Origin of the sequence: Pseudobacteroides cellulosolvens ATCC 35603 = DSM 2933, assembly GCF_001262605.1 — a bacterium.
GTDB lineage: Bacteria > Bacillota > Clostridia > Acetivibrionales > DSM-2933 > Pseudobacteroides > Pseudobacteroides cellulosolvens.
The window spans coordinates 1,612,923-1,626,504 of record NZ_LGTC01000001.1 but is presented as its reverse complement, the minus strand read 5'-3'; the positions used below and the strand labels follow the sequence as shown (position 1 = coordinate 1,626,504).

Here is a 13,582-nt window from a genome sequence, read left to right as displayed (position 1 = left end):
TACCGGTGTTTCATTTGCCATTATTACATCGCTTGTTTTACTATTGGTACATTTAATGGTGTATAAGTTATATTTTAATATATATTATAAAAGAATTATTTCGGATATTGGTTATTGTTCCAATGATACAATTTTTATTATCTGATGATGCAAATTTTATAACAGGGCAAAACATTGTTATTTCTGGCGGCAATAAATAATGTAATTCTTCCATTAAAAGGCTATTACTAAAGCTACTTCATGTTTAAATTATGATGATAATTGGTATACTCATAATATAGCACGTAAGAATATTAGTAGTTCAATAGGAGGTAATTACTATGCAAAAGATTGTGCCTCATTTATGGTATGACAAGGAAGCTAAAGAAGCAGCTTTATTTTATATAAGTTTATTTGACCAATCTAAGCTATTAAACACAACGGTTATTGAAAATACTCCTTCAGGGGATTCTGAGATTGTGAATTTCGAGTTGGCTGGTCAGCGATTTTCCGCAATAAGTGCAGGTCCATACTTTAAATTTAATCCATCAATTTCGTTGATGACAGCTTGTTATTCGATAGAAGAAGTTGATGAAAAATGGAAAGCATTTTCGGAAGACGGAACGGAATTGATGCCACTTGGTGAATATCCCTTTAGCAAGAGGTATGGCTGGATTCAGGATCGATATGGCTTGTCATGGCAGCTGATGCTAGTTGACAGTGGACAAGCAGTTCAAAAGATTACTCCAAACTTTCTTTTTTCAAATGATGTATGTGGTAAAGCAGAAGAAGCAGTAAATTATTATTCTGAAGTGTTTAAGCCTTCAGAAACAGGAGTAATCAGCAGATATGTGGTAGGGGAAGCAGAGGCAGCAAATGCGAAAGTCAATTATGCTGCTTTTAAACTTATAGATATGAATTTCTCAGCAATGGATAATGCATTCAATGCTAATTTTAGCTTTAATGAGGCATTTTCATTAATAGTAAAATGTAAAGATCAAAAGGAAATTGATTACTTCTGGGACAAGCTTTCTGCAATACCTGAGGCAGAGCAATGCGGATGGGTTAAAGACAAATTTGGAGTTTCATGGCAGATTGTTCCTGAGAACATGGATGATATACTATTTAGCGGATCAAGGGATGAGATACAACGAGTTACTGAAGCTTTCTTAAAAATGAAAAAATTTGATTTGGAGGCATTGGAAAAAGCACGTTTAGGAATTGGATAAAAGGAATTAGAAAAAGGAGGAATTTTGTCGCATTTTGTAGAAATACTTATAGAAGAATTCCTTTCAAAGTATGCCTAAGTTTTTGGAGGTAGCTATTGTTTTATGCCGATTAAAACTATTACGTCCCGGTCTCCAACAAGTATTTTAATATTTATGGCTCTTGCAGCACTTTCCTTGTTTTTTATCTTGCAGCCAATTGTTTTTTTCCCGGTATGCAATTTTCCATTGCTTCAGTTTCTCTGCTAATAGTCGTTTGCCTGTACGGATTAAAGGAATCAGCCATAGCTGCAATATTTGTTTACGGAACTTCTGTTGTACTTGGTGTAACTGAACAGCAATCGGCTGTGGTCTCTATTGCTGCAATTACATTCATAGCCTGGAGAATGCGAATAAGGCATGACGGACTTATTACCAGTACACTGTTATTCTGGCTATTGGCTGGCGGGCCGATTATGGCTCTTTTAGCCACAATTACATATGGCAATATTAATCAAATAGTGGTTTTCCATATTCAGAAAGAAATTACCATTGCTTTATTAAGCTGTCTACTAGTTGATGTTTTATTTACATATAGCCCCCTCAAAAGACTCGGTGCCGATGGAAAAGTATCAATAGGCTTTCATTTCAACCGCATTATGATAAATACTTCACTTTCTGCTATTACAATTCCTTATCTTTTATATATGAGCATAGCTGGCTATAACAGCACAAAACGCATGGAAGATCTAGTCCACAATACATTCGTTTCCCAGCTTCAGACGATAGAAAGTTATCTCCACAATCAAACAGAAAACGATCTCTTTGCATTAAAACAGCAAGGCATCGTGCAGGTTGCCAGATTAAATCAGGAGCTGCAGAACATTTTTGCAGACACCGGTACCGAAATTGTGGTTACCAACTACAATAATATAGTTATGGCATCAAATTCATCTGTTACAATTGGAGGAACTTTTATCTGGTATATGGGCGACAGTATTGCTGATAGATTTGCAAATATTTACTATTGGGTGCCTAATAAGGAATTTGGCAGCGAGCTGGAAAAGTGGAGTTATGCATATATAATTAGAGAAAAGGAACTGCCGCTTTTGAAGCTAAAAACTGTCATGATGACACCATTTGCACCCTTTCTGTCAAATTTGTTGAGTGCTTATATTTATCAACTATGGGTATATATGTTGTTTTGTTTTGCTATGCTTATACTTAGTGTCCTTTATAATCGTATCTTCTTTAAACTTTTAGAGAAGCTGGCTGAAACTACAACAGGGATTCCTACTCGACTGGCCGACGGAAATGGGATTGAATGGTATAAAAGCAGTATTATTGAGATTGACACGCTGGTAAACAACTTCAAAACCGTGACTGATAACCTGGAAGGTATGTTTCATCGAACACATCATCTGGCATACTACGACTCACTTACCGGTCTGCCTAATAGATTATCGATGCAGGACGAGCTGATTAAAATGTTTGGCAGCCAGTATGCAGGTAGAAATTTAGCGTTGATGTTTTTTGATCTGGATCGATTTAAATAAGTAAATGACTCCCTTGGACACGCCGTGGGAGATCAGCTTCTACAAGAAATTGCTGCACGCCTTAGGAAAATTGAATCGGAATGTATTCGAATCTTTCGGGTTAGCGGAGATGAGTTTGTTGCAATTGCGTATGGAACCGATCACAAGTCTGCAGAGCAAATAGCTCAGCATATTTTGAGCTTGATCCGTCAACCGGTGTACATCGGCCAGCATGAGCTGCACATCACATCAAGCATCGGGGTTGCACTATATCCCCAGCATGGAGATAACCCCGAAACACTTATGAGGCTTGCTGATGCATCAATGTACATTGCAAAGGAAGAGGGACGAAACACATATGCTATGTATACTGAGTCACTTCAAAGCAAACTGTCGGAACAAATTTGGATAGAACATCAGCTTCATAAAGCCTTGGATTTGAACCAGCTAACCCTCCACTATCAACCAATAGTTGAGGGGATTACATCTGAAATACTCGGAATTGAGGCACTGTTGCGGTGGAATCACCCGGAAAGGGGGTTGATTTCCCCTACACAATTCATCCCTATTGCCGAGCAATCCGGTCTCATTATACCTATAGGACAATGGGTTCTGAGGGAGGCTTGCCGGCAGAATAAGAAATGGCAGGATGAAGGATTTCAAAAGGTTAGAATTGCCGTCAACTTATCGGCAAGGCAATTTTACAGCGAAAGCTTGACAGAAGAGATTCGAACGATATTGGAAGAGACCGAGCTTACGCCACAGTATTTGGAGCTTAAAATTACTGAAGGATTTATGATTAAGGATCCAGACTATGTTAATACTGTCATAAACGGTATAAGAGCAATGGGAGTTACAGTATCCATAGATGATTTTGGTACAGGTTATTCCTCACTTAGTCAGCTCAGAAATTTCTCTGTCAATGTAGTAAAGATAGATAGATCCTTTGTCCAGAACATAGGAACAGACCGGAACAATATATCTATCGTAAGGGCAATTATTGAACTTGCTCATGGTATGAATCTGAAAGTTGTTGCAGAAGGCATTGAGACAGAGACAGAAAGAAAACTTTTACAGCAGCATAATTGTGATGAAATGCAAGGGTACTTTTTTGCAAAGCCTATGGATTCGGATAGATTTGCTCAGTTATGGCGTCAACGCATGATCAATTCAACAATTATAGAAAGTCGGGTTAAAATCCGCAACTGACCTTTGAAATATTATTGGTCTATTGGCCTACCATATTGTTGACATCTATCTTGCAACAAATTAAAATAGAGTAAATAAATAAGACATGGTATATATTCTTGCATTTGAATTATATAATAGTGTATATGTTTGCCTTATAATATGGGGAGCTTTAGGAATTGTCGAAAATACTTAATGTTTTAAGCGTAAAGAATTTGTTAAAATACATATATGAATACAAGCAGCTTGTTTGGCTTGGTGCAGTTATTGTTTTTTCCTCAGTACTTTTTGAAAAGATATACCTTCTTGAGCCTTTTTTTGATAAGACTATAAATGTTTCATCTTATCTATCGTGGCATACCATATTTGAGTTTATAAGCATACTTGTTTCCTTATGTGTTTTTATACTATCCTATTATGCATACAGGCAAAATCACAGCTTAAGAGGCATATTTATTGCAAATGTCTTTTTAACTATGGGAATTATCGATACATTTCATACCCTTAGTTTTAAAGGTATGCCGTATTTTTTAATTGAAAACAGCACTGCAGACAGGGCTACTACATATTGGATAATTGCAAGACTTATAGGAGCAATTGGAATTGCGGCTGGAAGCTTTATCAAAAGAAATAAAAAATCCAATGTTAATCGAAGAGTATTTCTGTTTTTTACAGTATCTTTATCAATGGTGATTTTGGTTGTCGTAACATATTTCCCATATTTTCTGCCGGCTATGTATATCGAGGGGGTAGGAGTTACGGGGCTGAAGAAGGTGCTTGAATATATGGTTATATTGTGCTTGTGTTTTGCCGGGATTATGTTTTTGCAGCAATATATTAGAAGGAAGGACAATTCAAGCCATATGTTTGCCATTGCAATTACTGCAAGCATTTTTAGTGAACTGGCATTTGTAATGTATACTTCTGTCTATGATATATATAACTATATAGGACATGTTTATAAGTTTATTTCTTACTTTATAGTTTTTAGGGTTGCCTTTATAAATAACATTGAAAAGCCTTATCTGGCGTTGTACAAAGCAAAAAACAAGTTAAAAGTGTACGCCGGGAATTTAAATAAACTTGTTGATGAACGAACAAAAGAATTATATCAAATGAATAAAAAGCTGCTTGAGGACCTTGAATATGCAAGGGATATTCAAAAAGGCATGCTTCCTCATAAATTACCAAATAATGAGCAGGTTAAATTCGATGCTAAATATTATCCGGCAGAAACAGTAAGCGGTGACTTTTATAATGTATTAAGACTTGATGATCATAGGATAGGAATGTATATAGGTGATGTCTCAGGGCATGGGGTTTCGGCTGCAATGCTTACTATTTTTTTAAACCAAAGTATAAAAACAATCAGAGAATTAGAAGGAAACAGGTTTGAAGTTATTAAACCCTCCGAAGTTTTGGAAAACCTTTATAAGTTGTATAATAAAGTGAATTTTAAGGATGAGATGTACATTTTATTGCTATATGCCATTTATAATATGAAGACGATGGAGCTTGAGTATTCATCGGCAGGTATGAATGTCCAACCAATTATAGTGAAGAAAAATGGTGAGATTATGGAAATGGATATTAAAGGTCTCCCAATCTGCGATCTTATAAATATTTATTCGCCTGATTATATTGATAATACAATTAAGTTAGAAAGTGGAGATAAGATGTTTTTTTACACAGATGGACTTATAGAGTTAAATGATAAGCATACTGGTGAAGCTTTTACAAAGGATCGTTTGAAACGGCTTCTAGCGGATTGTGAGGGTAAGGAGATATGTGAGGAGATAGACCGGAACATAAAGGGTATTTGCAGTGATGGACATCAAAAGGACGATGTTACGTTTTTGGTTATGCAAGTCAATTAGGAAATGGTAAAAGAGCAAAACACCACGATATAAGGCGTTTTACTCTTTTATTTATGCCTAGGACTACGGCTTTATTATAAGAGTCTTATTTGATTCTAAAGGAAGACTGCCCGGATAGATCACCATCAGCATCTATATCTATAGTCAATTTTATTTTATACTCTCCACTTAAAGCCCACTTAGGATCAAGCTTTATTTGTGAGTTTGTGTAGAAAACAGGAGATTTTGAAGAGTATACCACATCTCCCAATGAGTCCGTTATGTAGATGAAAGGGGCCCGGATATCATAGTATGGCATTTCTATATATTCTTTTTCTGCCGAATCATACAACTTAAATTCATCCTGATCTTTCACCAGAGTTAATTGTCCTTTTGATGACTTAATCTTATCGGACATAAAACCAAATAGGCTGCTACCAATAATTCTTGTTACTCTATTTCCAAATCTGTCGCATATCATGTTTTCAGATTTTAGGGTTTCTTTGGCTTTATAAACTGATTTATTTGGAGTTATTGAAATGCTGAAATCTTTTCCGCAGCTTATGTAAGTTTTGTCACCTGAGAAATCTTTCTGAGAACTCATTATATAAGTATATGAGCTTCCATATTCAGATATATCACAAAGTAACTCCATATTGTAGAAGCCTTTTGATACTTTGATTGAGCTGTCTTTTTTAAGATCAAGCAATGAAAGGAAACCAGTCTCGGGGTCACTAACAAGAGCAAGCAACCTTTTTAAGTCCGATTTGTTGTCCAGACTTACTTCTGTAAGATTATCAGATGTTATATCAATGGATTGCATACTGCCTTTTTTTGATCCAACTTCCACATTTTTTTGCAATATAAGCCGCTCTGGTAATTGTGATTCTGTTGACATAACCGAAGTACCGAAATTGTATGTACCCTTTGTGATGTAAAAGTCAATTTCAGCTGTTTTTTCGCTAAAACCGATAGAGTATGTATTCATAGATATATTATCAGGTATGGAATAATTGAAAGTAGATGGCTTGTTAATTGTTTTTCCGTCTTCATCTTTTACGGATAATTTTACATTTTGAAGCTGATTTGATGTCAAAGTGTACTCAGAAGGCGACTTGGCGTCTTTTATATATATAACAGGCTTACCATCGGAAGTATTGGTACTTATTACAAATTTATAGGTTCCTGCAGGTAAAGCGGCATACATTTCACCGTTTAAAAGGTTTTCACCATAATAAGCATATGACGCACCGGTGGTTGAATTAATTGCTTCGATAGTTGCGGAAGTAGCTTTTTCGTTTCCTGGAAGTTCAATATTGAATTTGACTGCATTTTTCTTGATGAGCCTGGAAACGCTGAGAGCAGTTTCAGCTTGAATTAAATAAGGAATATCTAAAATCATCTTCAATTTATAATTCCCTGTATCCAAATTCTGTGGAAGCTGAAGATTCATATAATCAAAAGAGCCTTGAGGCATATTCATAATAACATTGTTTTTACTGTCAAGAAGTTCTAAATTTGCCGGGCTTTTATATTCGATTTCTACCGGTTTATCAGGTTCTACTGGTTCTTCAGGTTCTTCTAATGCTTTTGTTATAGTATCTGCAGCTTTAAAACCAACCTTGTTTATTCCTCTTTTATATGATATAACATTTTGACCGATCAAATTTTCAAACAAATCATCTCGAATATACTCCATAAACAGAAGTTTATTTTCCTGACTGTCAGTTACGGAAGCATCTATAAAAACTTCTTCTCCAGGAATATATTTGGATTTGCTAGTTTCAATATTTCCAGTTAAGATACCTCCGAATGATATGTCATTTTCACTTTCTGCTTCAAATTCCATTGAATTGCCTTCAAAAGATGCATAGGCCTTTTTACCATCTTTTTCACCCAGTAAGTCAAAATTGTAAGAATAATTTCCGGGTGTAACGTAAATTTCAGTTATTCCTTTAAAATCGTTAAGAAATATTGAATTTGAAAATGTTGAGTCCTCTGAACCTATTGACATATAAGCTTCCAGTGGTATAAAGCCATGCATGTTTTTATATGACAAGTCTATTTTTGCAAGGTTTTCGATATCACTATCCATTGTTACGAAAAAGTTTTCGGAGTCAATTTCAACATCCCCTGAATTAAGAAAATATACAGGCTCCTTTGTTCCATCCTCCGAATTAATGCCAAATGTAGTTGCTTGAAATGAATAAGTTCCTGGGCTTAGATAAAACTCAAATTCACCTGATGTAGAAGTCTGAGAAACGAGGGTTTGGAAAATATGATTTGATCCAGGTAGTTTATAGCTGGCAAAGACAGCCTGGGAATCGGTATCAAGTCCCGTATCAACTGTAACGGGTACAAGATCTTTTCCGTCCATTTCAATCATTCCTGGAGCCACAGCTTCTTTTATCAATGAAGCATTTATATATCCATCTCCATCGGGTATAGGATAGTTTGCAGCTATAACATATTCGTTTCCATTGGGTGCTGCTGCACCTGGAATTATTGCGACACCTGTTTTAGAAGTTCTTCCTGTATAAACATAGCCAAAGTAGGTTTTTCCATCGGAATCGGTATATTTATTCCAAACCTCTATAAACCCTCCATTGACTGGTTCCCCATCATTTGTTAATTTTACCCTTAATCCAGTATATATGTTATTTCTAATATTAATTTTGATTTCCTTTGAGTAGCTCTGACCTGATTTATCACAGGCTACTACCTTAAGATTATGAATACCATCATTGAACATATTTGTATCGATTTCAAAGTTGTCAAACATTTTGATTGGTGTGCTGTAAACAGATTGAACAACAGATTCATTATTGCTCGGCCCGTTATATACAGATTGAATAACAGATTCATCTATAAATAAATCTGTTTTAACGATGTTTTGGGGATATGTAAATCTTGTCTGGACATTTATGAGGTCAAAGACTGTTGAATTGTCTGAAAGATTCATAATTTCCAATCTGGGTTTGACTTCAGTTATAGTTAATGCTTTGGCAAGGTCAAGAAGACCATATCCAAAACTTTCATCTTTTCCAACAGAACCTATATCTTTTGCAGAATCGGTTAGAAATTGCTCAACTTCTATATTTGAAAGTGAAGGGTTTCTGGAAAGCAGAAGAGCACAGGCCGCACTGACAAATGGTGCACTCATGGATGTGCCGTCAAAGTACTCATACTTGTTTTTAGTTATTGTACTTAATACATCTACACCTGGTGCAGCCAGTTCAACAACTGAGCCGTAATTAGAGAAGCTTGCAAAAGAGTTATTTATATCTGTAGCTGAAACAGTTACAACACCGGGTATTGCTGCAGGATAAAAATTTGCTGCATCCATGGAGTTATTTCCGGCCGCTGCAACCACAACAACATTTTTGGAAAGAGCATAATTAACAGCTTCAGTAAGTACAGGACTTTCCATTGCACCGCCGAGACTCATATTTATAACTTTTACACCATGATCTGCTGCATATGTGATTGCCTGTGCTATGTTAAAATCCTCGCCAAATCCGGCATTTAAAACCCTTAAAGGCATTATCTTTATGGGGGCTTTTCCACTGGTTCCCGAGACACCAAGTTTATTATCTGTAGTAGCTGCAATAATTCCTGCTACATGGGAAGCATGATCTTCATTAACCGGTCCGTAAGTTGGATCATTATCCATATCAACAAAATCATAACCATCTGGAGAAATTTTATCTTTGAGATCTTCATGTTGCATGTCAAGACCTGTATCAATAACCGCTACTTTTACTTCCTTTAAAGAAGATGTTTCTGCAAGTTTAACCCATGCTTGCTGAGCATTTATATTTTGAAGTCCCCATTGATTTTTGAATTCAGGATCATTCGGAAGATCTGAAGGAAATTCCACAGCTTGCCTGGTATAGTTTGGAACTACATATTCAATATTTTTGTTCTTTTTCAAGTCTTTCATTTTTTTTGAGATTTTTTTATCATCAACTTCTATGAGGGTTAATCCGTTTGGATTTGATTTTAAGATTTTACCTTCATTGTCAGCAATGGTTTTAGCGTTTGCTCTGGACGATGAATTATTTTTATATTTAACAATTAATTGACCAGGTTTTCTTTGGTTATTTTCATTAATATTCATAGATTTTAATGACTCTTTACTGCTCTGGTCCGGTTCATTCTGTGCAAATACATTAAAAGAAAATGTTGTGAATACTACACAGACCATCGTTAATAAGGATATTATTTTTTTCGACATTGTATAGCCCCCTTGTTATAATTTTACTGATGTTTCTTTTGCTTCATAATACAGCCATTATCTATTTCAGTTCTCTATCAATAAAAAATGTTTCACCTCCTTGTAAAAAATTACAATATATAACATAATTGTATTTTATATCTTACAATATTATTTGAATATAATCAATAAATTTATGCAAAATTACAATATTTTTACAGATACTGGACAAAATTAATGCAGATTATTTCAATCAAAATATATCTATTAATTAACAATATTGAAGGGATTATTTGCAATTTGTGTCGTAATAAGTATATTATGCTATAACTTCCTTATTATTTTTTAATGTTGTTGAGAAATAATATAGTCGAGGAGGCTGATTATAGCTTATGGAATTATTTATGCCTGAAAGAGTTTTTTTTGAACCTTCATCACTCAAGTATCCTCTTGGTAGAGAGCTCTATTCATATTTTCAGGATAAGAATATAGAGATAATAAAAACAGCAGCACAAAACGTTTCCCGTATGATTCCCGGCACTACTGAAAAAGAAAAGTATCCCAGGGCTAAAAAGACCCTTGTGGTCACAACAAAAAAAGGAAATCGTCTTGATGTTTGCAAGCCTTCAGCAGATTATGAGTTTTCTCTTGTGACAAATTGTCCTGGAAACTGTGAGTACTGCTATCTTCAGACTGCTCAGGCTTTTAAACCCTATTTAAGGACGTATGTAAACCTGGAAGATATATTCGAAAATATAAAGGCACATATTGTAAATAATGAAAATAAAATAACTACCTTTGAAGTTGCAAGTTCAGGTGATCCTTTAGGCTTGGAGCATATTACCGGAAGCTTATCCAAGACCATCGAATTTTTTGGAAGCCTTGAAAATGCGAGGTTGCGGGTGGTAACGAAGTTTGATAGAGTAGAACCGCTGCTTGGATTAAAACATAACTCCCACACTCGTTTCAGAGTTAGCATAAATTCTAGGTATGTAATAAAAAACTTTGAACATAACACAGCAACCTTTGATGAAAGAATAGAGGCAGCATCAAAGATAGCTGGGGCAGGCTATCCAATGGGATTTATTGTGGCACCGATAATGATGTATGAGGGGTGGAAAGAGGAATACACAGAGCTATTTGACCGTCTAAAGAAGCAGATAATTAGTGTGAATTCCAGCGAGCCCATAACGTTTGAGCTTATACAGCATCGCTTTACTCCCACTGCAAAAGAGTTTATACTAAAAAGGTTTCCAGGTACAAAACTTGATATGGATGAGACAAAACGAACCTTAAAATGGGGGAAATTCGGAAGATTCAAGTATGTCTATCCTAAAGAGAATTCAGGTGAAATCAAGGAATTCATTTCATCGCTTATCAAGGAAAGATTTCCTGAGGGAGTTATTGAGTATTTTACATAAACTCTTCATTTATGTAAAAGGCTTGCGGAAGTTGTGTGCAAGCCTTTTTTTGTCGTGTTTAAATTAGTTGTGTTAATATTTTATATGACAATATTTATATCAGCATTATCTTTTTTTATGGCAAATGTTATTTTCTTATCGCTGCATGATATCTCATACTCTCCAAAGAAGCCGGAAACGATAACCGATCCCGAGTCATCGGTAGTTGTATTATACTGCTTTATCCACCATTCATCCTTAATAAGCTTGTGCAATTCCTGATACACCGGTTTAACCCTATTGTCCTTAGTTATAAGGCCTGAAGGTGCACCAAGCCAGTGACCGTCAACAAAGTCCCACCATGTGATAGACTCTACCAGCGGATGTGCAAAAAGGGTTTTGTAATGAATTAATGCTTCTTCGGCCTGACGGTCTTCTCCATCAGGGGTTGAAGGCCATTGGTCAACTTTATAATCGTTGAGGTCTACGATTTCCGATGGCATGATATGGCCAGAAACAAGGGTGTTCTCAGTGAAATGTATAGGCAGACCGAATCTTTCAAAACGTTTAAGGACTTCCTGAGTTTTTTCAACACCCCAATAGCCTTGATGCATATGGGATTGGATACCTATGGCATCAATGGGGATTCCGGCTTCCAGGCATTCATCAATTAAAGTTTCATAATGTTCAGATGTATTAAAATCATTGATCAGTAGAACAGCATCAGGATTTGATTCCCTAGTAGCTGAAAACATCTCCTGCACTGTACGGACTCGTCCAATGTCTTTACAAAGGCGTGTTATCCCATTGTCATATTTGTCGAAAATCGGCATGATTACTACTTCGTTAATTACATCCCAGATATCAATAATACCTTTAAAATCCTCAACATCACGGTGAATACGGTTAATCTGGGCTGTAAGTATTTCGGGATTGCTCATATCAAGCAGCCAGGGGGCGGTAAGAGTATGCCAGCACAACGGATGGCCTTTTAGGGTACAACCCTTTGATATTAGCCACTTGGCAGCTTTCTTTACTCTTTGGGTTTGAGGTTGACCTTTCACAGGCTCAAACATGTTCCAGTAGAATGGCAGGGTAACATAATTGAATAAATCCAGAAATTTATCAAACTTTTCTCGGGCTTTTTCATTAGCATCACCATTTAGTTCATTGTTTGCAAAGGGTATCGAACTAAACTCTGCACATCCGAAGAGGAATTGGTGCTTTATTTGCTTAACAGATACTTCAGCATTCTTTACCGGACTTCCATTCATATTGGTCAGTATAATTTTTTTTGTACCTATATGGTGTTTGAATCTATTATTATAATTTGAAATCATAATTGTTTTCCCCCAATTTGCAGATAATATATATAATTGCTGTAAACTTATATAATTATACCACGAATGTAAAAATTTATTATAGGAGCATTCTAATTGAGAAAGAATAATTATCATAATAATTTATAGTTATGATTTGATGGAAAATGCCGATAAAATAATTGACTTGAATGAAAAAATTGTCATACCAATTATATTATTATACGTCATATTTTTCATATTTTTAATGTGATTATATTGATATTAACAAGTCGGTTGTGATAAAATTAATAAAATTGGTTAAAAGTATTAAAAAGAGTAAAGTAAAATTTAATAATACTTAAAGAATACTAAAAGATACTAAAAATACTAATTCGAGGAGGAAGAAAAATGGGCTTTTTAGACTGGGCAAAACAGAAAGGTTCTTCATTAACAGGAGAAGTTAAAAAAATTGCTAATAAGGATTTTATGGAAGCGGTTGCTGCGGGGTGTGCTTTAGTAGCTTCAGCTGATGGAAATATCAGTTCGGAAGAAAAGCAAAAAATGATTGGATTTATAAATATCAATGATACCCTAAAAATATTTAAAATTAACGATGTTATCGATAGATTCAATCATTATGCAGGCCACTTTGATTTTGATTACAATGTAGGAAAAATTGAAGCTATGAAGCAAATTGAGAAAATGAAGAATAAACCTTCAGAAGCGAGACTTTTAATAGCAGTTTGTTGTTCAGTAGGTTCTTCAGACGGAAATTTCGATAAGAGCGAGGTAGCAATTGTAAAAGAAATGTGTCAAAGACTTGGTCTTGACCATAAAGAATTCGGATTATAATAATATTTTTCATAAAAGCCAGTTGGATTATACCAGCTGGCTTTTTAAAT

7 protein-coding genes and 1 pseudogene are annotated in these 13,582 nt (G+C 35.3%); 6 read left to right on the top strand and 2 right to left on the bottom strand.

What is annotated here, in order from left to right:
- Positions 1 to 320 precede the first annotated feature (320 nt).
- The 4 genes and pseudogenes from Bccel_RS06765 (at position 321) to Bccel_RS06750 (ending at position 5,784) form a co-directional block, all read left to right on the top strand.
- Positions 321 to 1,208 carry a VOC family protein gene (locus Bccel_RS06765; protein ID WP_036943762.1) on the top strand — a complete coding sequence of 296 codons (888 nt, stop codon included), beginning with the start codon at positions 321 to 323 and terminating at the stop codon, positions 1,206 to 1,208.
- Positions 1,209 to 1,420: 212 nt separating this feature from the next.
- Positions 1,421 to 3,073, top strand: a pseudogene (locus Bccel_RS32300) (diguanylate cyclase domain-containing protein); the annotation flags it as partial.
- Positions 3,074 to 3,082: 9 nt separating this feature from the next.
- On the top strand, positions 3,083 to 3,928 hold the full coding sequence (locus Bccel_RS06755; protein WP_242853148.1) for a putative bifunctional diguanylate cyclase/phosphodiesterase: 846 nt from the start codon (positions 3,083 to 3,085) through the stop codon (positions 3,926 to 3,928).
- Between the two features lie 158 nt (positions 3,929 to 4,086).
- Positions 4,087 to 5,784, top strand: a complete 1,698-nt coding sequence (locus tag Bccel_RS06750) for an MASE3 domain-containing protein (protein ID WP_050753215.1) — start codon at positions 4,087 to 4,089, stop codon at positions 5,782 to 5,784.
- A gap of 85 nt (positions 5,785 to 5,869) precedes the next feature.
- On the opposite strand, the gene Bccel_RS06745 is transcribed toward Bccel_RS06750, so the two are convergent.
- A complete protein-coding gene (locus Bccel_RS06745) occupies positions 5,870 to 10,000 on the bottom strand; it encodes a S8 family peptidase (RefSeq protein WP_036943764.1) in 4,131 nt (1,376 codons plus the stop codon).
- Between the two features lie 371 nt (positions 10,001 to 10,371).
- On the opposite strand from Bccel_RS06745, the gene splB reads away from it, so the two are divergent.
- A complete protein-coding gene (gene splB / locus Bccel_RS06740) occupies positions 10,372 to 11,400 on the top strand; it encodes a spore photoproduct lyase (protein WP_036943766.1) in 1,029 nt (342 codons plus the stop codon).
- Positions 11,401 to 11,480: 80 nt separating this feature from the next.
- Here splB and Bccel_RS06735 read toward each other — a convergent pair whose 3' ends face one another.
- Positions 11,481 to 12,719, bottom strand: coding sequence for an endo-1,4-beta-xylanase (locus Bccel_RS06735; RefSeq protein WP_036943768.1), 1,239 nt, complete (start codon positions 12,717 to 12,719; stop codon positions 11,481 to 11,483).
- Between the two features lie 369 nt (positions 12,720 to 13,088).
- On the opposite strand from Bccel_RS06735, the gene Bccel_RS06730 reads away from it, so the two are divergent.
- A complete protein-coding gene (locus Bccel_RS06730) occupies positions 13,089 to 13,532 on the top strand; it encodes a tellurite resistance TerB family protein (RefSeq protein WP_036943771.1) in 444 nt (147 codons plus the stop codon).
- The last annotated feature ends 50 nt before the right edge of the window (positions 13,533 to 13,582 follow it).

Excerpts from the sequence above, each read along its gene's own strand:
- Bccel_RS06745 (WP_036943764.1), bottom strand. The coding sequence starts at position 10,000 with ATGTCGAAAAAAATAATATCCTTATTAACGATGGTCTGTGTAGTATTC.
- splB (WP_036943766.1), top strand. The coding sequence starts at position 10,372 with ATGGAATTATTTATGCCTGAAAGAGTTTTTTTTGAACCTTCATCACTC.
- Bccel_RS06735 (WP_036943768.1), bottom strand. The coding sequence starts at position 12,719 with ATGATTTCAAATTATAATAATAGATTCAAACACCATATAGGTACAAAA.
- Bccel_RS06755 (WP_242853148.1), top strand. The coding sequence starts at position 3,083 with ATGTATACTGAGTCACTTCAAAGCAAACTGTCGGAACAAATTTGGATA.
- Bccel_RS06730 (WP_036943771.1), top strand. The coding sequence starts at position 13,089 with ATGGGCTTTTTAGACTGGGCAAAACAGAAAGGTTCTTCATTAACAGGA.
- Bccel_RS06765 (WP_036943762.1), top strand. The coding sequence starts at position 321 with ATGCAAAAGATTGTGCCTCATTTATGGTATGACAAGGAAGCTAAAGAA.